Annotated in this window: 22 protein-coding genes and 1 other RNA gene; 20 read left to right on the forward strand and 3 right to left on the reverse strand. The window is 46.2% G+C overall.

What is annotated here, in order from left to right; translation table 11 throughout:
- The first annotated feature begins 8 nt into the window (after positions 1-8).
- From DYD62_RS16875 to hemL, 5 genes are all read left to right on the forward strand, one after another.
- A complete protein-coding gene (locus DYD62_RS16875; RefSeq protein WP_115228584.1) occupies positions 9-173 on the forward strand; it encodes a rubredoxin in 165 nt (54 codons plus the stop codon).
- Between the two features lie 10 nt (positions 174-183).
- Positions 184-1,020, forward strand: a complete 837-nt coding sequence (locus DYD62_RS16880) for a M48 family metallopeptidase (protein ID WP_115228585.1) — start codon at positions 184-186, stop codon at positions 1,018-1,020.
- On the forward strand, positions 1,020-1,442 hold the full coding sequence (locus DYD62_RS16885; RefSeq protein WP_115228586.1) for a CopD family protein: 423 nt from the start codon (positions 1,020-1,022) through the stop codon (positions 1,440-1,442). Before DYD62_RS16880 ends, DYD62_RS16885 begins: the two co-directional genes overlap by 1 nt.
- Before the next feature lie 22 nt (positions 1,443-1,464).
- Positions 1,465-1,926 carry a CYTH domain-containing protein gene (locus DYD62_RS16890; protein WP_115228587.1) on the forward strand — a complete coding sequence of 154 codons (462 nt, stop codon included), beginning with the start codon at positions 1,465-1,467 and terminating at the stop codon, positions 1,924-1,926.
- 179 nt (positions 1,927-2,105) lie between these two features.
- Positions 2,106-3,386: a glutamate-1-semialdehyde 2,1-aminomutase gene (hemL, locus tag DYD62_RS16895; RefSeq protein WP_115228920.1), complete on the forward strand. Its 1,281-nt coding sequence runs from the start codon at positions 2,106-2,108 to the stop codon at positions 3,384-3,386.
- Between the two features lie 112 nt (positions 3,387-3,498).
- Here hemL and DYD62_RS16900 read toward each other — a convergent pair whose 3' ends face one another.
- Positions 3,499-4,002 (reverse strand): TlpA family protein disulfide reductase, encoded by a 504-nt coding sequence (locus DYD62_RS16900; RefSeq protein ID WP_165928775.1) that lies wholly within the window; start codon positions 4,000-4,002, stop codon positions 3,499-3,501.
- Between the two features lie 368 nt (positions 4,003-4,370).
- Here DYD62_RS16900 and ylqF point away from each other — a divergent pair, with 368 nt between their 5' ends.
- From ylqF to DYD62_RS16955, 11 genes are all read left to right on the forward strand, one after another.
- Positions 4,371-5,270 (forward strand): ribosome biogenesis GTPase YlqF, encoded by a 900-nt coding sequence (ylqF, locus tag DYD62_RS16905; RefSeq protein ID WP_099396758.1) that lies wholly within the window; start codon positions 4,371-4,373, stop codon positions 5,268-5,270.
- A gap of 113 nt (positions 5,271-5,383) precedes the next feature.
- On the forward strand, positions 5,384-5,584 hold the full coding sequence (locus DYD62_RS16910; RefSeq protein ID WP_099396757.1) for a hypothetical protein: 201 nt from the start codon (positions 5,384-5,386) through the stop codon (positions 5,582-5,584).
- Entirely contained in the window at positions 5,581-5,898 is a 318-nt protein-coding gene (locus DYD62_RS16915; protein WP_115228589.1) for a cell division protein ZapA, read from the forward strand. The genes DYD62_RS16910 and DYD62_RS16915 overlap by 4 nt, the downstream gene beginning before the upstream one ends.
- A 22-nt stretch (positions 5,899-5,920) precedes the next feature.
- A non-coding RNA gene (gene ssrS / locus DYD62_RS16920) (6S RNA) lies at positions 5,921-6,097 on the forward strand.
- Between the two features lie 18 nt (positions 6,098-6,115).
- Positions 6,116-6,712, forward strand: coding sequence for a 5-formyltetrahydrofolate cyclo-ligase (locus tag DYD62_RS16925; protein ID WP_165928774.1), 597 nt, complete (start codon positions 6,116-6,118; stop codon positions 6,710-6,712).
- 238 nt (positions 6,713-6,950) lie between these two features.
- Entirely contained in the window at positions 6,951-9,500 is a 2,550-nt protein-coding gene (gene ptsP / locus DYD62_RS16930; protein ID WP_115228590.1) for a phosphoenolpyruvate--protein phosphotransferase, read from the forward strand.
- A 140-nt stretch (positions 9,501-9,640) separates the two neighbouring features.
- Positions 9,641-9,874 (forward strand): PTS sugar transporter subunit IIB, encoded by a 234-nt coding sequence (locus DYD62_RS16935; RefSeq protein ID WP_115228591.1) that lies wholly within the window; start codon positions 9,641-9,643, stop codon positions 9,872-9,874.
- A gap of 56 nt (positions 9,875-9,930) precedes the next feature.
- Positions 9,931-11,694, forward strand: a complete 1,764-nt coding sequence (gene ptsG / locus DYD62_RS16940; protein ID WP_115228592.1) for a PTS glucose transporter subunit IIBC — start codon at positions 9,931-9,933, stop codon at positions 11,692-11,694.
- Between the two features lie 106 nt (positions 11,695-11,800).
- A complete protein-coding gene (locus tag DYD62_RS16945; protein WP_115228593.1) occupies positions 11,801-12,460 on the forward strand; it encodes a phytanoyl-CoA dioxygenase family protein in 660 nt (219 codons plus the stop codon).
- 90 nt (positions 12,461-12,550) lie between these two features.
- Entirely contained in the window at positions 12,551-12,745 is a 195-nt protein-coding gene (locus DYD62_RS16950; protein WP_115228594.1) for a PspC domain-containing protein, read from the forward strand.
- 161 nt (positions 12,746-12,906) lie between these two features.
- Entirely contained in the window at positions 12,907-13,299 is a 393-nt protein-coding gene (locus tag DYD62_RS16955) for a hypothetical protein (protein WP_207916771.1), read from the forward strand.
- Positions 13,300-13,432: 133 nt separating this feature from the next.
- Here the strand turns inward: DYD62_RS16955 and DYD62_RS16960 are convergent, their stop codons facing one another.
- Positions 13,433-15,451 carry an NADPH-dependent 2,4-dienoyl-CoA reductase gene (locus DYD62_RS16960; protein ID WP_115228596.1) on the reverse strand — a complete coding sequence of 673 codons (2,019 nt, stop codon included), beginning with the start codon at positions 15,449-15,451 and terminating at the stop codon, positions 13,433-13,435.
- A 299-nt stretch (positions 15,452-15,750) separates the two neighbouring features.
- Between DYD62_RS16960 and DYD62_RS16965 the strand changes: the two genes are divergently transcribed.
- The gene (locus DYD62_RS16965; RefSeq protein WP_115228597.1) at positions 15,751-17,001 is read left to right on the forward strand and encodes an AmpG family muropeptide MFS transporter; all 1,251 of its coding nucleotides are present in this window, start codon (positions 15,751-15,753) and stop codon (positions 16,999-17,001) included.
- A 168-nt stretch (positions 17,002-17,169) separates the two neighbouring features.
- On the opposite strand, the gene DYD62_RS16970 is transcribed toward DYD62_RS16965, so the two are convergent.
- A complete protein-coding gene (locus DYD62_RS16970; protein WP_115228598.1) occupies positions 17,170-17,946 on the reverse strand; it encodes an exodeoxyribonuclease III in 777 nt (258 codons plus the stop codon).
- Between the two features lie 67 nt (positions 17,947-18,013).
- On the opposite strand from DYD62_RS16970, the gene pyrE reads away from it, so the two are divergent.
- The 3 genes from pyrE to ppgK all read left to right on the forward strand — a co-directional run bounded on the left by pyrE (position 18,014) and on the right by ppgK (position 20,094).
- A complete protein-coding gene (pyrE, locus tag DYD62_RS16975; RefSeq protein ID WP_115228599.1) occupies positions 18,014-18,652 on the forward strand; it encodes an orotate phosphoribosyltransferase in 639 nt (212 codons plus the stop codon).
- Between the two features lie 12 nt (positions 18,653-18,664).
- On the forward strand, positions 18,665-19,252 hold the full coding sequence (locus DYD62_RS16980) for a DUF4124 domain-containing protein (protein ID WP_115228600.1): 588 nt from the start codon (positions 18,665-18,667) through the stop codon (positions 19,250-19,252).
- 65 nt (positions 19,253-19,317) lie between these two features.
- Complete coding sequence (gene ppgK, locus DYD62_RS16985; protein WP_099396744.1) at positions 19,318-20,094, forward strand: polyphosphate--glucose phosphotransferase; 777 nt, start codon at positions 19,318-19,320, stop codon at positions 20,092-20,094.
- The last annotated feature ends 175 nt before the right edge of the window (positions 20,095-20,269 follow it).

The raw sequence follows: 20,269 nt of genomic DNA on the forward strand, positions 1-20,269 counted from the left end.
TAACTCGAATGAAAAAATATATGTGTCTCATTTGTGGCTTTATTTACGATGAAGCTGAAGGGATGCCAAACGATGGCATTGCAGCTGGAACAACTTGGGAAGATGTTCCTCCAAACTGGACTTGCCCGGATTGTGGGGCAAGAAAAGATGATTTTGAGATGATAGAAATCTAAAAGGATAGCTATGAAAAAGCTGATTAGCGCTGTTGTACTTTCAGCCTTATTACCAGGCTGTCAGCAGGTAAATACAACAGAATCAGGCGTAACCCAGATCAACCGCAAGCAAAGCATGAGCGTGCTATTGTCCGAGCAACAAGTCGACAATATGGCTAGGCAGTCTTATCAGGAAACGCTGAACAAAGCGCAAAGCAAAGGCGTGCTCAACAGTGATAAGCAAATGACAGCCAGAGTGCGCACAATTGCTAATCGAATTATTCCGCAAACCAGCGTATTTCGCCCGGATGCCAGCAAATGGCAATGGGAAGTCAATGTTGAAAGCAGCCCGGAACTAAACGCCTATTGCATGGCGGGTGGCAAAATTATGTTTTATTCCGGCATTATCGAAAAACTAAAACTCACCGATGATGAAATTGCCCAGATTATGGGCCATGAAATCAGCCATGCTTTAAGAGAACACAGCCGAGAGCGCATGAGCAGTGCCTACAATAAACAGCTGGCGATACAAGGCTTATCCCTGCTGACAGGTGGCAAATATGATGGCTATATGGGCATGGCCGATGAGCTGATGCAAGTAGGCTACTTCCTGCCTAATAGTCGTGAACATGAATCTGAAGCCGATACAATGGGCTTAGAGCTGGCGGCAAGGGCAGGATATAAGCCACAGGCAGCAGTGAGCCTGTGGCAAAAAATGGCTGCGGCTAGCAAAGGGCAGCCTGCAGAATTCCTCTCTACTCACCCTTCAAATCAAACGCGTATCCAAGACTTGCAAGCCAAAATTCCAGCCGTACAAAGCTTATACGATGCAGCTGCACGTAAATATCCAAATAAAAAGGAAAATTAATGCTCTGGGTAAAAGCACTGCATATTATTTTTATTACCAGTTGGTTTGCAGGCCTGTTTTATCTGCCCAGATTATTTGTAAATCATGCCATGAGCACAGATAGCGAAACCATTGCACGCCTGAAATTAATGGAGCATAAGTTAATCCGCTTTATGACGCCTTTAGGTATTTTGGCGCTGATATTTGGTATCTGGGTTTGGTCTTACTTTGATTTTTATATGGGAGCAGGCTGGCGCTGGATGCATGTAAAACTCACGCTTGTAGCCGTTTTAATTGCTTACCATGCTTATTGCTGGAAGATTTGCAAAGATTTTGCAGCAGACAAAAATACTCGCAGCCATCGCTGGTATCGCTTTTTTAATGAAATTCCTGTGCTTGTTTTAGCGGCTTGCGTCATTTTGGTTGTAGTAAAGCCCTTTTAAATGCTTTGGGGAAAAATGAATAATGGCTATAGAAATTGAACGTAAGTTTTTATTAAGTAATGAAGATTGGCGTAAAGAAGTGCATCAGTCCAGCCGGATTGCCCAAGGCTATTTATCCAGTGATCCAGATCGGGTAGTACGTGTACGTTTGCGTGCAGAGCAAGGATTTATCACGATCAAAGGTAAAACAGCAGGGATCGAACGCATAGAGTTTGAATATGAAATTCCCTTTGCTGATGCAGAAGCATTGTTAGCACTGTGCCCAAACACACTGGATAAAACACGGCATTTAATCGATTTTGCAGGATATATTTGGGAGATCGACGAATTTCATGGTGAAAATGCGCCTCTGATTATTGCTGAGCTGGAATTACCTGCCAGCGATGCAAGCTATACCAAACCCGTTTGGGCAGATGAAGAAGTATCAGATGATCCGCGATACTTTAATAGCTATCTTTCAGAACATCCTTATTCAAGCTGGTAAGAAGCATTAATCAAAAATAAGCGCCTTGCAAAAGGCGCTTTTTTTATCTGTCGTTTGCTAACTACGTAGTAAAAAATAAAAGACTACGTCATACAAAAAAACAATAAACAAAAAGACTATGGCGGTTTCTGCACAAGATTGATGGCGCTATGATGTGGCTTTCTATTGTGGACTTCGTCATGAATCAAAACCAACAATTATTTGCTGCCGCACAAAAGCATATTCCTGGTGGCGTAAATTCGCCAGTACGTGCTTTTGGTTCTGTTGGTGGCACACCACGCTTTTTTAAAAAAGGCGAAGGCGCTTATGTTTGGGATGCAGATGATCAGCGTTATATTGATTATGTTGGTTCTTGGGGGCCACTTATTTTAGGCCATACTCATCCTAAAGTGCTTGAAGCGGTGATTCAAGCTGCTAAAAATGGTATGAGTTTTGGAGCGCCAACAGCTGCAGAAGTAGAGTTAGCCGATTTAATCTGTGAAATGTTGCCATCAATTGAGCAAGTTCGGCTTGTTTCAAGTGGCACTGAAGCCACAATGAGCGCTATTCGCCTCGCTCGTGGTTTTACTGGGCGCGACAAATTAGTGAAATTTGAAGGTTGCTACCATGGCCATGCAGATAGCTTACTTGTAAAAGCAGGTTCTGGATTGTTAACTTTCGGAAACCCTTCATCAGCAGGTGTTCCAGCGTCAGTTGCAGCCGATACATTGGTTTTGCCATATAACGATGTTGCTGCACTGGAAGCATTGTTTATAGAAATGGGCGATAAAATCGCAGCCATTATCGTAGAACCTATCGCTGGCAATATGAATATGGTGCAAGCCAGCCCTGAATTTGTTCAGGGGATGCGTCAATTAACTGAAAAATATGGTGCAGTTTTGATTTATGACGAAGTTATGACCGGTTTTAGGGTTGATTTGCACTGCACTCAAGGTTTGCATGGTGTGAAACCAGATCTGACATGCTTGGGTAAGGTTGTTGGCGGGGGTATGCCTCTGGCTGCATTTGGTGGCCGCAGCGATATTATGTCCAAGCTGGCACCTTTAGGACCGGTTTATCAGGCAGGTACATTATCTGGTAATCCAGTTGCAGTTGCAGCCGGGTTAGCAACATTAAAACTGATTTCTGAAGACGGTTTTTTTAATCAATTATCTATTCAGACTGAGAAATTATGTAATGGTTTAATTCAAATTGCGAAAGAAACAAACACTATATTTTCTGCGCAAAGCTCAGGGGGAATGTTTGGTTTTTACTTCAGTGAAAATATTCCCCAATCTTTTGCAGATGTAATGAATTCAGATCGTTCTAAATTTAATGCCTTTTTTCATGGCATGTTAAAGCAAGGAGTATATTTAGCGCCTTCTGCATTTGAAGCAGGTTTTGTTTCTGCAGCACATTCAGATCAAGATATATTATTTACTCTTGAAGCTGCTAAGAAAGTGTTTATGCAAATAAAGTAAGTACTTTTTTAGGTATATAAAAAAAACGGCCATTTTGGCCGTTTTTTTTTTGTTTATATTTAATAGATACAATAATTAATAACACCGTAAGTCTTTGATTTTAAATGTAAATTTAAACTGATTTATTAATTTCTTTTTCAATTAATTTCTCAATTTCAATAATATCAGCAACGCCTACGTATTTCTTAATAATTTCGCCATTCTTATTAATTAAAAAAGTACTGGGTGTTAATCCGACATCTCCAAAGGCCTTAGCGATCTTTCCATTTACATCATGTTGTATAAAGAAAGGTAATTTTTTTTCTGCCACATAATTAACAATATAGTCTGGATTGTCATAATCCATAGCAATTGCAATAGTTCTATAATTATTATTTTTATATTTTTCTTGTAGTTTAATTAATTCAGGCATTTCCTGAATACAGCCTGTGCAACTTGTTGCCCAGAAATTAACCAATATGATTTGGTTTTTTAATGCAGACGGGTTTAGGTTTTGACCTTGAATGCTGGTTAATTTTATATCAGGTGCTTTTTTATTAGGAGTTTGAAAAAGTAAGTATCCAGCTATGGCTATGATGGTTGTGATAACAAGTAGATGTCGAAAATATTGTTTCATAGCTGTCTTCCTGAACATGCAAGTGGGCGATTTTAGAACATTTTTGGGAAGATTTGCGCTGGAAAATTTATTTACACTTTTTTTCTTTTAATACTTCATTTAAGAAGAAAGATATAAGAACAACTAATAAGGGCAGCTGTTTTCTGTGGATAAGTCATTTTTCCTTGTTTTTTCAATAACTTAAGTTATCCACAATGCTGGGTGCGGAATATGTTTGGCCTGTGGATAATTTGGAGATAGTTTTTTGGGTTTTGCAGGCTTGAAGGTTTTCCACAGTGCTACTTACTTTTATCCACAGCCCAAGTAGTTGATTTGATGGATCGTTTGATTTTTCACCGTATAATGGCCCGTTTTGATGGAGGGGTTCGATGGCGATTCAGTGGTTTCCAGGGCATATGAACACTGCCCGCAAGCAGGTTGCAGAGACCATGGCCAAGGTAGATTTGGTGATTGAGGTGGTTGATGCTCGCTTGCCACTGTCCAGCAGCAATCCCATGATTGAGCCGATGCGCCGCTTAAGGCAGCGTCCTGCTCTCAAGGTTTTGAATAAAGCTGATTTGGCAGATCCAAGGCTCAATAAAATTTGGCTGGAATGGTTTAAGTCTCAGCCAGGGACTGAAGCCGTGTTACTGGGTGAAGATAATAAGATTCAGGGTGCAAAGCTGATTCCTCAGTTATGCCAGGCACTTGCACCGCATCGTGATGGTGAAGAAAAACCACTTCGGGCGATGATTGTAGGTATTCCTAATGTGGGTAAATCTACACTGATCAATCATTTAGCAAAGCGTAAGATCGCAAAAGTGGCTGATACGCCAGGTGTGACTAAAATGCAGCAGCGGGTAGAAACGTTGGCAGGCATGATTTTGTATGACACACCTGGTTTGATGTGGCCAAAAGTGCAAAATGAAGATTCAGGCTATCGTTTAGCGATGGCGGGATCGATTGGCCGCAATGCTTATGATGAAGTGGATGTGGCGCTGTATGCCATTGAAACTTTGGTAGAGCGTTATCCACAATTACTGCTTGATCGTTATAAATTGAAAGATTTATTAGGCGATGCAGAGCCGTTGTTTGAGCTTATTGGTAAGAAGCGCGGCGCTATGCTGTCGGGCGGTCGTATTGATACGCAAAAGACCGCAGATATGATTTTGACAGAGTTTCGTAGTGGTACTTTAGGGCGTATTACTCTTGAAACGCCGGATGATTTCCTTGAAATGCCTGTGTACGATCCAAACGATGAAGTTGAGTTGCCAGATCCGGATTTGTAAACGAAACTGGGTGTTGCACACAATTTACAGAATGAAAAGAGTCATTATCGGCGCGGCGTATTCTCTTTAAGTGCCTTAGAATTCGTCTGCTCTGCTGCCTATGGAAGTCGTTGATGGAAGCTGAACTTTTAAATCTTGAAGACAAAGTGGCTCAACTCGCGTTGCTTTGCCGTGAGCTGCGCGATGAAAATCGAGGCTTGCGTCAGAAGTTATTGCTGACACAGCAGCAAAACCAAGGCTTATTGGCAAAAATAGATGGCAGCAAAGAAAGAGTTGCCGCTATTTTGGCTAAGCTGCCGGAGGATACAGAATGAGTGACGCGGGGATTAAGCAGCTTGATGTCTCTATTATGGGGCGCGAATTCCGTGTGGCGTGCCCGGATGATGAAGAAGCTACACTGATACAGGCAGTTGAGCTGCTGGATCAGCGTATGCATGAGATCCGGGCCTCTGGAAAGGTGATAGGGCTTGAGAAAATAGCGATTATGGCGGCTTTGAATATCACACATGAATATTTGCATACGCGGGTAGACGGGGGTTTTGACATTGCGACAATTCAGCGTAGAATTGCCAGCATGAATTCAACGATAGACGCAGTGATGGGCGAACAGACTGAATTGTTTTCCTGACTTGCGGCTGTTGTAAACCAATGCTTTCCTGCGGTGTTTGTTACGGCTTGTCTCTCTGAACCAATAATTACTTTGGTTGCCTGCCATGAGTATGCCTGTTGTGAGCATCCCCCGTTGGATGCACCTGATGGCATCCGGTCGGTGACCGCTTGAACCTTCGGTTCAAGATTGCTCGTCGGACGGCACTCGCGGGAAGCTCTTCATTGTTTCACTATTCGTGAATATCAATAGTCAATCTGGTAAATCCGAAGCGCGGCGTGTTATACGTCGCGCTCGTGCTTTGATCCCCCCTTTAGAAAGACATTCTGCAGAATCCGCTGTTGTTGCCATGGCAAAACAGTTGGGATTATTACGTCGGGGTTTAAAAATCGCCGCGTATGTGCCTGCCGGAAGTGAGTTTTCTCCCTGGTTGTTAATGCTGAATGCATTAGTGTGTGGAGTAGATGTGTATCTGCCCAAAGTGCCAAAGCGGGGAAGGAAATTAAGTTTTGTACGTTTAGATTCAACAAATCGTTGGAAACTGGGGCCGCAAAATATTCTTGAGCCTTTGGGTGGTGAAATATGCTCGCCACGCGATTTGGATATTGTGTTTTTACCTTTGCTGGGGTTTGATGCAAGTCTTGCGCGAATGGGGCAAGGCGGGGGCTATTATGATTGCACGTTTGAATTCAGACGTTTGCGGCAAAGCTGGAAAAAGCCCCGCTTAGTTGGCCTTGCATTTGATGTGCAGTATTTTGAGCAATTACCCGTAGATACTTGGGATTTACGTCTAGATTACATCTTGACTGGAAAAAAAATTTGGCGGAAGCCATAGTTATGATGTTTTTTTGTAAGTTTGATTTTTTTGTCTTTCAGTAATGGAAAGTAAAAGCGGTCATCTCAGCAACAAAGCGGCAAAAATACGATTTTCATGAGAAAACGCAAATTATTGCCATGACAAAGGCAATAAATACACAGTTATTTTTTTTGACATCGCACTAAACTACGTCGCGATTGGCCATAAAGCCAACATAGAGTCTCTACAAGCACTGCCCCCCAATAATGAGGTTGCCATGAATAATTCGACTCAAGCCTCTCGGCTGGATCTTTTTGCACCGTTATCAGGTGTTGTTGTCGCGATAGAATCGGTTCCTGATCCGGTGTTTGCGCAAAAAATGGTGGGTGATGGAGTATCGATTGATCCAATTTCCAACCTGCTGCTTGCCCCTGTTGCGGGTAAAGTTACTCAGCTGCATTCATCAAAACATGCCATTACCATCACAACTCCCGCTGGGATTGAAGTACTGATTCATATTGGTCTAGATACAGTGATGCTGCGTGGCGAAGGATTTACAGCCAAGGTGGCTGAAGGCGCTGAAGTAAAAGTGGGTCAGCCTCTGATCGAGTTTGATGCCGATTTGGTTGCCCGCAAAGCACTGAGTTTGCTGACCCAAATCGTGATTACTACAGGCGATAAGGTTGTTAAATATATTCCAACGATTAAAAAAACGATCGTTGCTGGCCAAGATATCGTGTTGTCTCTGGATTTAGCCGGTGCCACCGTGGTGGGGCAGGCTGTTGCTGCTGATGCAGCTATTCAATCTGCCGCTGTGATTGTGCCAAACCCAACAGGCTTGCATGCTCGTCCTGCTGCGGTGTTAGCAAATACAGCAAAAACATTTAAATCTGATTTAAAACTGGTCCGTGCCGGAGACGAGGCAAACGCTAAGTCGGTTGTCTCCATTATGGGTCTTGAAGTACAGCATGGTGATTCAGTCTTTGTAAAAGCGACCGGTCCTGATGCAGCTCAGGCTGCAAAAGCTCTGGCTGAGCTGATTGCCAGTGGTTCCGGTGAAGAGTGTGGTGGCGTGTTGCCGCCAGTTGCTGCAAAGCATTTGCCTAAGCCGCAAACTCGTGCTGCATTGAAATCGAATGATCCTAATATGCTGATGGGTGTTTCTGCCTCACCTGGTCTTGCAGTAGGGCATATTTATCAGGTTAAACAAGAAGTTATCGATGTTGTTGAATCAGGTGATGTACCTGAGCTGGAAAAACGCCGCCTTGAAAATGCGTTGAAAGAGGCGTACCAACAGCTTGAGGCGTTAAAAGGTGAGATTGCCGATCCGGCAAAAGCAGAAATTTTTGCTGCTCACCAAGAATTATTGTCAGACCCTGATTTACTGGATCTGGCAACGGCCGGTATCAGCCAGGGTAAGAGCGCAGGATTTGCATGGCGCGCTGCGTTTACCAATTATGCAGATAAGCTTGCTAAGCTGAAAAATGAAGTTTTAGCTGGCCGTGCCAATGATATTCGCGATATTGGCCGCCGCGTTTTGCGTTTGATTGCGGGCATTAAAGAAGCGGCACTTGAAGTACCAAATGATGCCATTCTGATTGCAGAAGACCTGACCCCATCCGATACAGCCTCGCTGGATCGCAACAAAGTACTTGGTTTTTGTACGATTGGCGGCGGTGCAACCAGCCACGTTGCTATTTTGGCCCGCTCTCTGAATATCCCTGCAATTTGTGGGATTGAAGAAGCCGCATTGCAATTGGCAAATGGCACTCCTGTGATTCTGGAAGGCAGCAAAGGCTGTTTACGTTTAAATCCTTCCAGCGAGGAAATCAGCAGTATCCGTGAGCGCCAGGTCAAGCTTGCCAAGCGCCAAGCTGAAGAATTGGAATCTGCGTTTGAGCCGGCAACCACCACAGATGGTATCTGTGTTGAAGTGGTTGCCAATATTGGTGGCCTTGAAGAAGCTCAGCAATCGGTGAAGTTGGGCGGTGAAGGGGTTGGTTTACTTCGCAGCGAGTTCTTGTACCTTGAGCGTACCGATGCGCCAACTGAAGCAGAACAAGACAAAATCTACAGCGATATTGCTAAATCACTGGGTAAAGACCGCACTTTTGTTGTGCGTACGCTGGATGTGGGGGGCGATAAGCCGCTGCCTTACTTGCCTATGCCTGTAGAAGAAAATCCATTCTTAGGCGTACGTGGCGTGCGCTTGTGCCTAGCTGAGCCAGAATTATTGCATACACAAATCCGCGCGATTTTGCGCTCGGCTGAGCATGCCAAGTTAGCCATTATGTTCCCGATGATTACTTCTTTAGAAGAAGTGCGTGAAGTTAAGCGTATCGTTGCAGAAGAAAAAGCGGCTCTGGGCATTACAGCTCAGGTGCAGGTTGGGATTATGGTTGAAGTACCTGCCACCGCCGTAATGGCAGAGATTTTTGCCCGCGAAGTGGATTTCTTCTCGATTGGCACAAACGATTTAACTCAGTACACACTGGCTATGGATCGTGGTCATCCAAAACTGGCTAAAGAAGCGGATGCCATGCATCCGGGCGTATTACGTTTGATTGCCAACACAGTGAAAGGCGCGCACACCCATGGCAAGTGGGTTGGCGTTTGCGGTGGTATTGCATCTGACCCGGCTGCGGTTCCATTACTGATTGGTATGGGCGTTGATGAGTTGTCGGTAAGCGTTCCTGCTATCCCTGCTGTGAAAGCGCTGGTTCGTAAACTTTCAAAAGTGGAATGCCAGAAGCTGGCTGCAGAAGTGTTGCAAATGGGGACTGTGGCTGAAGTTCGTGCCCGCTTAGCCCAGCAAATAACAGATTAAATTATGCTGAAAACAGGCCGGAAGCGGCCTGTTTTGTCAAGCGTATAGGTCAATGTCTTGCTTCACGGTTCATGCGGTATTCTACGGATTGTGGTATTACATGTCATACGTGAGAATTAACAGTGGAAAAAGTAAATACAATGAGCGATAGCTTTCCTATTCTGTTGGTGGCAGCCCTTGGTGGATGGAGCAATATTCGCTCCTTAGAAACTGTGGCTTTGACTCGTTTAAGGGTTGATTTGATTGATGAGAGCCGTTTTGATGCAGAGCGTTTACAGCAGGCTGGTGTATTAGCTGTGATGCCTTTTGCAAATCATGTCTATCATTTGCTGATTGGCCCTGAAGCACCGCGTTATATGGAAATTCTGTCTTAATCTTGATTGATGCCTTGGCGGCTTTTTGCGCCTGAGCTGGGTCGTACGGAGAAATTATGTTTAAGAACGCATTTGCATTCTTACAGAAAATCGGCAAGTCGCTGATGTTACCGGTGTCAGTATTGCCGGTTGCTGGGCTGTTGCTTGGATTTGGTGCATCCAATTTTTCCTTCTTGCCGGATGTGGTCTCACACCTGATGGCAGCGGGTGGTGGTGCGATTTTTGGTAACTTAGCCCTGATTTTTGCAATTGGTGTTGCGCTGGGCTTAACCGAAAATGATGGCGTTGCTGCTATTGCGGCGGTTGTTGGTTACGTTGTGCTGCTGGCAACTATGGGCGTAATGGCCCCTGTGCTGGGTACAGAGCCTGCAATGGTTATGGGCATGAAGGCAATGGAAACCGGTGTATTTGGCGGGATTATCGCCGGTGCTCTGGCTGCTGGCCTGTTCAACAAATACTATCGTATCGAGCTGCCTCCTTACCTTGGCTTCTTTGCCGGTAAGCGTTTTGTGCCGATTGCAACCGGTATTGCGGCGATTTTTGTTGGCGTAATCTTGTCGCTGGTTTGGCCTCCGATCCAGGGCGTGATTAAAAGCTTCTCGCAATGGGCTGCATATGCGGATCCGCGCATCGCTGCAACGCTTTATGGTTTTGTAGAACGGATGCTGGTGCCGTTTGGCCTGCACCATATCTGGAACGTACCGTTCTTCTTTGAAATTGGTAATTACGTTGTGGATGGCAAACCTGCTGTACATGGCGATATTGCACGCTTCTTTGCGGGTGATCCTACTGCCGGTATCTTGTCTGGCGCGTTCTTGTTCAAAATGTTTGGTCTGCCAGCAGCTGCAGTTGCAATCTGGCATACGGCTAAGCCTGAAAACCGCGTTAAGATCGGCGGTATTATGATTTCAGCTGCGCTGACATCATTTATGACAGGTATTACCGAGCCAATTGAATTTGCTTTCTTATTTGTAGCTCCACAGCTCTACGTTATTCACGCTTTCTTGGCCGCATCTACCCAGTTTGTTGCTAATTCGCTCAATATCCATATGGGCTTTAGCTTCTCTCAAGGGGGTATCGACTTCCTGATGTTTAATGCTCTGGGTAAGTACGCGCAAAATTGGTGGTTAATTCTGCCTCTGGGCGCGGTTTACGCAGCGATTTACTACTCGGTATTCCGTTTTGTGATTGTGAAGCTCAATCTGAAAACGCCGGGTCGTGAAGACGAAACCGCAGAAGAACTTGTTGTGGATAGCAGTGAACATGGCCGTGCGCGTGAATTAGTACTGGCCTTTGGTGGTCGCAGCAATATCAGCGGTTTGGATGCATGTATTACCCGTTTGCGTATTTCGGTTAAAGATATCTCGAAAGTGAATCAGCCTAAGCTGAAAGCCATGGGTGCTGCCGGTGTGATGGTGGTGGGCAATGGTATTCAGGCTATTTTTGGTACGCAATCAGACAATCTGAAATCCGATATGGTGAACTACCTGAAAGTAGCTGGCCCTGAAGCGGATGCAGTAACTGCTCCTGTGCAACAAGCCGCAACAGCGGGCGTGCAGGCGGCAGCAGCAACTTCCGTAGGCGACATCAATGGTAAAGCCATGCAAATTCAGGCGGCATTGGGTGGTATTGCCAATATCCGCAAGCTGGAAGCTATTGCAGGAACTCGTTTACGTGTAGAGCTGGCTGATGTTTCACTTCTTGATGAAGCTGCTTTAAAAGTAGCTGGCGTAGAAGGTGTAATGCCCCAGGGTAATCAGGTGTTCCATTTGATTATTGGTCAGCAGGCACTTGATGTTGCCAGTGCCTTAAGCAAATAAACGCTTGGCACTTCATAAAAACCCGCCAGTGATGGCGGGTTTTTTTCGTTTAAACACAGGAGAATGGTAAGCTGGATGTCAACGTATCTTGCAAACAAAGATAAATATGAATGCTTTTGAGCGTGATGGTTTTGCTTTGGTTTCAGCCATATTCAGCGCTGCTGAATGCAGAACCATTGCCGGGCAGATTGAAACAATGCGCAGTGCCTCTGCAGGTACGCGGCGTTTATTATTGCAAGACGGGTGCCGCTCTCTGGTTGTAAAAATCCGCCAGCATCCGGCTTTGTCATCATTGCTATCCGGCATGGTTGCGGTGCAGTGCACCTTTTTTGAAAAATCTGCTTCCCGCAATTGGCTGGTCGCTGTGCATCAGGATTTAAGTATTCCTGTGGCAGAGCGTATTGAGCATCCAGCTTTGCACGGCTGGTCAGTTAAAGAAGGCCAGCTGTATGTACAAGCACCTGTGGAGGTCTTACAGCAGTTGATAGCGGTGAGGATACATCTGGATGTTTGCGGGGCAGAGGATGGTCCGCTGCGCATCGTGCCAGGATCGCATTTGCAGGGCTTGGTGACGGCAGAGGATGCTGCTATTGCACGCGGGCAAGAAATCGTCTGTGTGGCAGACGCAGGCAGCATATTGTTGATGCGGCCTTTACTTTTGCATTCATCTTCAAAATCATTAGGTACAAGCCAGCGCAGGGTTTTGCATTTTCTATTTGCTTCTTTTGAGCTTCCTTTTGGGCTGCGCTGGAGCGATACAGTTTAATTGAGGTATTTGTTTGATTATTGATCGAGCAGAAACGTGATATTTTTTGTGAGTCAGAAGTTAAACCGCAGGATTAACGAGGAAGAAACCATGAATAAAGTCTTACGCAGAAGCCGTGATGATCAATGGATTGCAGGGGTAATGGGCGGGCTGGCAGATTATCTGGGAATAGGCTCGGGCAAGCTGCGGCTGATTTTTGTTATTGTGTCTTGTCTTTCGGTCGCATTTCCAGGTATTTTTGTTTATTTGATTCTGTGGTTTTTGATGCCGAAGCAGGGGACCTGATTTTTAACTTGGCTTCATTGTGCTTCTGATTAAAGGCGCTGAATTTGACTTTACTTACTCTTAATCGCGGCGTGTATGCCAATGTGCAAATCAGGCCGCGGTGGCCTGCTCAGCAGGTGCAGGTAGATTCAGATGCATTTAGCAAATTGCAGCGAATTCAGATGAAACTACCTGAGCATATTGTTTTGATTTTGACGCGGGGTTACGAAAAAAAAGAATCTCAGCTTGGCTTCGCCCGCAATAAATTTCGAGCTCTGGGTATCAACGCTTTTCGCTGTTTTTATTCCAGCAGGCAAGGTGAGATCGCTGCTATTTTTGGAAGTAATGGTCACGATGTGGACGGCACACATCTTGATGTGTCCTTTCTTCTGCATGGGCGTCGTGTACGGCTATTGCCTTTGAGCGTATTTACGCCTTTGTTTTGGCAAAAACGCCGGGTGGAGCGATATGCACTTCCTCTGTATCAGGTAAAAGAAGCCCTTATTAAAGAGGGTTTTCGAATTCACCTAAATCCGACTGAAAGCCTGCAAATCCATTGTGATCTTGTTGTGTAAATGTATTTAAATTTGTTATTAATTAGCTGCTTTGTTGAATATTGGCGGTGTCCATGCCCTTATTCTCATTTTGAAGTGCATAAAAAAAACCATCGCCCTGAGGGCGATGGTTTTTTTGACGGGTTTTAAAAATTTAAAACCCCATCGCCAGATTAAAGCCCTCGGCAATAGCGCGTTTGGCGTCTACTTCGCCGGCAAGCAGCGCGCCGCCAATGCGGTGCACGGGTGCTCCGCTTGCACTGAGTTCATCCCAAAGTGTGGTAACTGATTCCTGCCCTGCGCAAAGCACGATCTGATCGACTTCAAGGCAGATTTCTTCATTGTTTTGCTTGATATGCAACCCAGCATCGTCGATCTTCAGGTACTCAACTGAGCCGAGCAGGTTTACGCCGCGTAATTGCAAGGTAGCGCGATGTATCCAGCCGGTGGTCTTGCCGGGGCCGCTGCCGGGCTTGCCCTTGCTGCGCTTTAATAGCCAGATTTCGCGGCCGCTAGGCTGCATGGCGGGTTTGGCTAAGCTGCCTGCGCTCTTCATGCTGGCATCAATACCCCAGTCGCGGATAAAGTTGTCTGTAGGGCTGAGCTCGCTATGGGTTTCGGATAAAAATACGGCCGTATCCACGCCAATGCCGCCTGCGCCAATAATCGCAATTTTTTTGCCGGGTTTTACTTCGCCGCGCAGCAGGGCGGGGTAGGAAACCACGCTAGGATGTGTGATGCCATCGATATTGGGCACGCGTGGTTTTACACCGCTGGCAATGACGATTTCATCAAACTCACCAGCTAACTCAAGCGCTTTAGCAACGTGATTCAGTTTTACATTTACGCCAAGGTAATCCAGCTGATTGCGGTAGTAGCGTAGCGTTTCGGTGAATTCTTCTTTGCCGGGGATGCGCTGGGCAATGCCAAATTGGCCGCCAATGGCATCGCTTGCTTCAAACAGCGTGACCTTGTGGCCGCGGCTAGCTGCGGCAGTAGCGCAAGATAATCCGGCTGGGCCTGCGCCAATCACGGCAATGCGTTTGGCTTGCTGGGTTTTTGCGGTTTGTGGGAATTCGGTTTCGCGGCAGGCGCGCGGGTTAACCAAGCAAGAGGCTGCTTTGCCTTCAAACACATGGTCTAGGCAAGCTTGGTTACAGGCGATACAGGTGTTGATGAGATGGCTATTCTTGGCCGCCGCTTTATTTACAAAATCAGGGTCGGCCAAGAGGGGGCGGGCTAAGGACACCATATCCGCGTCGCCGCTGGCTAAAATATGCTCGGCAATTTCTGGGGTATTGATGCGGTTTACCGCGATCAGCGGGATGGATACATGGTCTTTTAATTTGCGTGTGACCCAGCTAAAGCCACCACGAGGTACGGCTGCGGCGATGGTGGGAATGCGTGCTTCGTGCCAGCCGATACCCGTATTAATCAGGCTGACGCCAGCGGCTTCAAGTGCTTGAGCAAGGATAATCGCTTCGGGCAGTGTGCCGCCGTCTTGGACTAAATCGAGCAGGGACAGGCGGAAAATCACAATAAAGTTGGGGCCAACAGCAGCGCGTACGGCCTTGCTGATTTCAACAGCGATACGTTGGCGGCGGCTGGCGTCTCCGCCCCATTCATCGTCACGTTGATTTACATGGCTGCAAAGGAACTGGTTAATCAGATAACCTTCCGAGCCCATAATTTCTACGCCATCGTAACCCGCGCTCTGTGCGAGCTTAGCGGTCTTAGCAAAATCGGCGATGGTGCTGGCGATTTCTTCTACGCTTAAAGCATGGGGTGTAAATGGGGTGATCGGCGAAGCAATAGCCGATGGAGCCACGCTGGCTGTGTGATAGGCGTAGCGGCCGGCGTGTAAAATTTGTAAACAGATTTTGCCGCCTGCATCGTGCACAGCTTGGGTAATCGGCAGATGGCGGGGGATATCGCTTTCATCGGCCAGCATGGCTGCATCTTCATAAATACGGCCTGCTGCATTGGGCGCGATGCCGCCGGTTACAATCAGCCCTACCCCACCTTTTGCCCTCTCGGCATAAAAGGCTGCCATCCGTTCCGGGCCATCTGGTGCTTCTTCCAGCCCTGTGTGCATGGAGCCCATCAAAACACGGTTTTTAAGGGTGGTAAAGCCCAGATCGAGGGGGCTTAGTAGCTGTGTAAAGGTCGGCATCGGAATATTCCCCAGCAATTATATTGATTAAAAATCAAGCTGATTTATCTTTTTTCTAGGTGCTTAATTAGCTGCGTTCAGGTCGAAATTGTGGCGTTTCTAAACGACTGTTTGAATTAACATTAGCCTGATTCCTCTTGCTTGTCCTATTGGGGTTTACCAGCAGAGGGCCAGAGATGGCGTGTTTGCTTACCATTTTGGTAAAAATAGCCTGTGTATTTTTTAATAATGCGCGAAGCTATGGCCTTGAAATGTTGAATTTAAGGTAAGGTAATGCCTCCATTTTACCGCCAGATATTATGACTACTACTCACTGGAAATCGCTCTTGTTCTCCCGGCGCATGCTGATCTGTGTGTTTACCGGATTTGCTTCGGGTTTACCGCTGTATATCCTGATTAACTTAGTCCCTGCGTGGTTAAAAAGCGAAGGTGTTAATTTAAAAGCGATTGGCTTTTTTGCGCTGATTCAGTTTCCTTTTACCTGGAAATTTATTTGGGCCCCCTTATTGGATCGCTATGCCTTGCCGGGCTTGGGCCGGCGGCGAGGCTGGATGCTGCTTACGCAAGTTGCTTTACTGGTTTTAATTACCTCATTTGGCTTATTTAATCCTAAGCTGGATTTATGGTCGATTGCCTATTTGGCCATGGCATTAGCTTTCTTTAGCGCCAGTCAGGATATTGTGCTCGATGCTTACCGGCGTGAAATTCTAAGTGATGAAGAGCTGGGTTTGGGCACGTCGGTACACGTGAATGCCTATCGCATTGCCAGCCTGATTCCCGGCGCGTTTTCTTTGATTCTGGCGGATCATCTGCCGTGGGCTCAGGTGTTTATGATTACCGGTTTGTTTATGTTGCCGGGTATTGTGATGACACTCTTGGTCAGCGAGCCACAATTAGTCCGCCCGCCTAAAACACTGCGTGAAGCCGTAATTGAGCCTTTCCACGAGTTTATGACCCGTCACGGTTGGCGTAATGCCATGTGGATTTTGGCCTTTATCTTTCTATATAAATTAGGCGACAGCATGGCCACCGCATTGGCGACGCCGTTTTATTTAGAGTTGGGTTTTAGTAAAACAGAAATTGGTGTGATCGCTAAAAATGCCGGACTGTGGCCTGCGGTATTTGGCGGTATTGTGGGCGGTGTGTGGATGTTAAAGCTGGGCATCAACCGCGCTCTGTGGGTATTTGGTGTGGTGCAGGTTGTATCCATTTTAGGCTTTGCATGGCTGGCAACTGTAGGAGCAGACAAAGTAGCACTGGCTATTGTGATTGCGTTTGAAGCCCTAGGCGTTGGGCTGGGCACCGCGGCATTTACAGCCTACATCGCCAGAACCACCGATCCACGTTATACCGCCACCCAATTTGCGCTGTTTACTAGTTTGGCAGCCGTGCCCCGCACCTTTATTAATGCCAGCACCGGTTGGCTAGTAGAGCAAATGGGCTGGATTAGCTTTTTCTTCCTCTGCACCGCGCTGGCGATTCCGGGCATGCTGCTGCTGTTTAAAGTAGCACCGTGGAGTTCGGAAAAACAAGAAAAACCAAAATCTTGAACCATAGAGGACACGGAGTTTCACGGAGAGCCCCAAAATTATTTGGCAAGCTGCTGGCTTTAGAATGCATATGTACTCATTTATAAAGAATGCAAAAAAAGCCAATTTATAGTTGCTCTGTTTTCTCCGTGTCCTGCGTGGTTAAAGGTGTGGGTTTTATGGCAAGTATCAATTAACTTGGTAGTCGTAATCCACAATCAGCGGGGCGTGGTCGGAGAATTTTTCGTCTTTATAAACCGAAGCATTTTGCGCCGTTGCACCAATACCAGGGGTGGTGATGTGGTAGTCGATACGCCAGCCTACATCTTTGGCATAGGCCTGGCCGCGGTTGCTCCACCATGTGTAACCGGGAATTTCCGGGTAAAGCTTGCGCCAGACGTCTACAAACTTCAGCTCGGTAAATAGCTTGCCCAGCCAGCTGCGCTCTTCCGGTAGGAAGCCTGAGTTTTTCAGATTCCCTTTCCAGTTTTTAATATCAATCTCATTGTGGGCGATATTCCAGTCGCCAAGCAGAACCACTTCGCGGCCGCTGGCGGCAAGCTGCTCCAGATGCGGACGAAAGCGATCCAAAAAGGAAAACTTCACTTGCTGGCGCTCATCGGATGAAGAGCCTGATGGCAGATAAAGTGAAACGACCGAAAGATTGCCAAAATCGGCTTGCAAATAACGGCCTTCAAAATCGATATCGGCAATGCCAAGGCCGGTAATGACCCGATCTGGCTCGCGGCGGCAATAAAGTCCTACTCCGCTATAGCCCTTCTTTTCAGCGTAATGAAAAAAGCCTTTTAGCCCCGCAGGCTCTTTCATTTGCTGGGAAAGATCGGCTTCTTGTGCTTTAAGTTCTTGCAAGGCCACCACATCGGCGTCTTGTTTTGCCAGCCATTCAAAAAAGCCCTTATTTGCAGCTGAGCGAATGCCGTTTAAATTAGCACTGATAATGCGCATTCGGTGTCCCTTTGTAAGAAATGTTATGCTTCGCTTTATTGAGATCAATAAATGAGGAAAATGCAGCATGAGTGATTTTCGCCGCGACTTTATTTCTTTTGCTGTAGAGCAAAATGTGCTGTGTTTTGGAGATTTTATCACTAAGGCTGGCCGTCAATCGCCGTACTTTTTTAATGCGGGCTTATTTAGTGATGGCGCATCAGTAGGCGCTTTGGCGCAATTTTATGCACAGGCGGTACAAGCGTCGGGTGTTGAGTTTGATGTGTTATTCGGGCCCGCCTATAAAGGAATTGTGCTGGCATCGGCCACTGCCGTTGCTTTAGCTGCCCAAGGCCGGAATGTGCCCTTTGTATTTAATCGCAAAGAAGCAAAAGATCATGGTGAAGGCGGTGTGTTAGTTGGCGCGCCGCTTAAAGGCCGTGTGATGATTATTGATGATGTGATTTCTGCGGGCACATCGGTGCGCGAGTCGGTGAATATGATTCGTGCTGCAGGTGCAGAGCCAGCGGGTGTTCTGATTGCGCTTGATCGTATGGAGCGTGGGCAGGGGGCATTATCAGCAGTACAAGAAGTAGAACAACAATTTGGTATTCCTGTGATTCCTATCGCCTCACTGGATGATTTACTGGGATATTTGGGTGCTCAGGCTGGTATGGATGAGAAACTGGCTAAAGTAAGTGCTTACCGTAATCAATACGGAATTTAAAAGGTTTATCTGATGCTGCGTGGTCTTAGTACTTTTTTTATATTGGCTTTATTAACTGCTTCCGCCTCTGCCAAGCTTTATCGCTGGGTGGATGAGACTGGGCGGGTGCAATACAGTGATAAGCCACCTGTTACCACCCCAACGAGCGGTGTGACTGAGCTGAATAAATCCGGCATCGTTAAGACCACGCCAGCACCTGTTTTGAGCAAGGAAGAGAAAGATAAAATCCAAAATGAGCAGGCTCAGCAGAAAGAGCAGCAGAGAAAAGACCGCGCCTTGCTGCAGTCTTTTTCTAAGCCTGAAGAAATAGATCTCATCAGAGACAGGCGGATAGGCGTGGTGGAATCGGCCATCGCGGCTAATGCAATCCGTATGCAAAATGCTACTCCGCGTAAAACCCGGATCGAAACACAAATTGCACGCCATAAAAAAGCAAATCGCGTTGTGCCTGCTGATCTGGCTGCAGATTTAGTTTCCGTACAAAAAGAAGTTTTTGATATTGAGGAAGACAATAGAAATAAAAAGAAGGATATTGAAAATATTAAAGCCAAGGCTGAAGAAGATAAAAAGCGTCTTTTAGAGCTAAAATCGTCTAAATAATATTTGAATAGAGATTCTATTCTTATTCATCTGATAAAATATACAGATCCAATAAAGAGTAAAAAATGACTGAGCAAACAGCATCTGCAAAAATTGTTCTGGGTATTGATATTGGTGGCACAGGTATTAAAGGAGCCCCGGTCAATGTGGAAACAGGCGAGTTATTGTGCGAGCGGGTACGTATTGATACCCCGCAGCCGGCCACACCAGAAGCCGTGGGCGCTGTAGTTAAGCAGCTGGTTGATCAGTTTAACTGGCAAGGCCCGATTGGCTGTACGTTCCCGGCCATTGTGCACAATGGCGTAACCCTGTCGGCTGCGAATGTGGATGCTTCATGGCTTAATGCACCAGCACAGGATATTTTATCTCAGGTTACAGGCTTACCTTTAAAGCTTATTAATGACGCAGATGCAGCGGGCCTCGCGGAAGGGATTTTTGGTGCTGCCAAAGGGAAGGCGGGCAAAGTACTGGTTATTACTTTAGGGACAGGCATTGGCAGTGCTTTAATTGTTGATGGTAAATTAATCAGCAATACAGAATTTGGCCATTTGATTTTTAAAAATAATGAAATTGCCGAGAAATATTGTTCGGGGAAAGTAAAAGACGATTTAAATTTAAAATGGAAAGAATACAGCCAGCGTTTAAATGAATATGTTCAGCATTTACAATTACTGCTGTCACCTGATTTATTGATTATTGGCGGAGGCATCAGCAAGAAGCACGAGAAATTTATTCCGGAGCTTACAGATTTACGTTTCCCTGTGGTGCCAGCAGAGCTTAAAAATGATGCGGGCATTGTAGGCGCGGCTTTAGAGGCGGCTCGTGAGTTTGGTGTGCTGTAAAGACTGGCCGGTGGTGCTGTAGGTGCTTGTTTATTCAAAATGATATGCAGCCAATATTTATCTTGTTGCGGTTAATTATCTTTTATCCACAGGGCAGATTTTAGGCATGTAGTTGTTCCACGTGAAACGCCCCGTAAAATCGGGGCGTTTGTGTTTTATGTGCGGGTATAAATGT

It is taken from the genome of Iodobacter fluviatilis, assembly GCF_900451195.1.
Classification (GTDB): domain Bacteria; phylum Pseudomonadota; class Gammaproteobacteria; order Burkholderiales; family Chitinibacteraceae; genus Iodobacter; species Iodobacter fluviatilis.

Bases quoted from the DNA above. Each gene is read 5' to 3' on its own strand.
- DYD62_RS16915 (WP_115228589.1), top strand. From the start codon at position 5,581: ATGAGTGACGCGGGGATTAAGCAGCTTGATGTCTCTATTATGGGGCGC.
- hemL (WP_115228920.1), top strand. From the start codon at position 2,106: ATGAATCAAAACCAACAATTATTTGCTGCCGCACAAAAGCATATTCCT.
- DYD62_RS16935 (WP_115228591.1), top strand. From the start codon at position 9,641: ATGAGCGATAGCTTTCCTATTCTGTTGGTGGCAGCCCTTGGTGGATGG.
- DYD62_RS16910 (WP_099396757.1), top strand. From the start codon at position 5,384: ATGGAAGCTGAACTTTTAAATCTTGAAGACAAAGTGGCTCAACTCGCG.
- DYD62_RS16950 (WP_115228594.1), top strand. From the start codon at position 12,551: ATGAATAAAGTCTTACGCAGAAGCCGTGATGATCAATGGATTGCAGGG.
- DYD62_RS16890 (WP_115228587.1), top strand. From the start codon at position 1,465: ATGGCTATAGAAATTGAACGTAAGTTTTTATTAAGTAATGAAGATTGG.
- DYD62_RS16965 (WP_115228597.1), top strand. From the start codon at position 15,751: ATGACTACTACTCACTGGAAATCGCTCTTGTTCTCCCGGCGCATGCTG.
- DYD62_RS16980 (WP_115228600.1), top strand. From the start codon at position 18,665: ATGCTGCGTGGTCTTAGTACTTTTTTTATATTGGCTTTATTAACTGCT.
- ptsP (WP_115228590.1), top strand. From the start codon at position 6,951: ATGAATAATTCGACTCAAGCCTCTCGGCTGGATCTTTTTGCACCGTTA.
- ppgK (WP_099396744.1), top strand. From the start codon at position 19,318: ATGACTGAGCAAACAGCATCTGCAAAAATTGTTCTGGGTATTGATATT.
- DYD62_RS16960 (WP_115228596.1), bottom strand. From the start codon at position 15,451: ATGCCGACCTTTACACAGCTACTAAGCCCCCTCGATCTGGGCTTTACC.
- DYD62_RS16900 (WP_165928775.1), bottom strand. From the start codon at position 4,002: ATGAAACAATATTTTCGACATCTACTTGTTATCACAACCATCATAGCC.
- DYD62_RS16880 (WP_115228585.1), top strand. From the start codon at position 184: ATGAAAAAGCTGATTAGCGCTGTTGTACTTTCAGCCTTATTACCAGGC.
- DYD62_RS16955 (WP_207916771.1), top strand. From the start codon at position 12,907: ATGAAACTACCTGAGCATATTGTTTTGATTTTGACGCGGGGTTACGAA.
- DYD62_RS16875 (WP_115228584.1), top strand. From the start codon at position 9: ATGAAAAAATATATGTGTCTCATTTGTGGCTTTATTTACGATGAAGCT.
- pyrE (WP_115228599.1), top strand. From the start codon at position 18,014: ATGAGTGATTTTCGCCGCGACTTTATTTCTTTTGCTGTAGAGCAAAAT.
- ptsG (WP_115228592.1), top strand. From the start codon at position 9,931: ATGTTTAAGAACGCATTTGCATTCTTACAGAAAATCGGCAAGTCGCTG.
- ylqF (WP_099396758.1), top strand. From the start codon at position 4,371: ATGGCGATTCAGTGGTTTCCAGGGCATATGAACACTGCCCGCAAGCAG.
- DYD62_RS16885 (WP_115228586.1), top strand. From the start codon at position 1,020: ATGCTCTGGGTAAAAGCACTGCATATTATTTTTATTACCAGTTGGTTT.
- DYD62_RS16945 (WP_115228593.1), top strand. From the start codon at position 11,801: ATGAATGCTTTTGAGCGTGATGGTTTTGCTTTGGTTTCAGCCATATTC.
- DYD62_RS16970 (WP_115228598.1), bottom strand. From the start codon at position 17,946: ATGCGCATTATCAGTGCTAATTTAAACGGCATTCGCTCAGCTGCAAAT.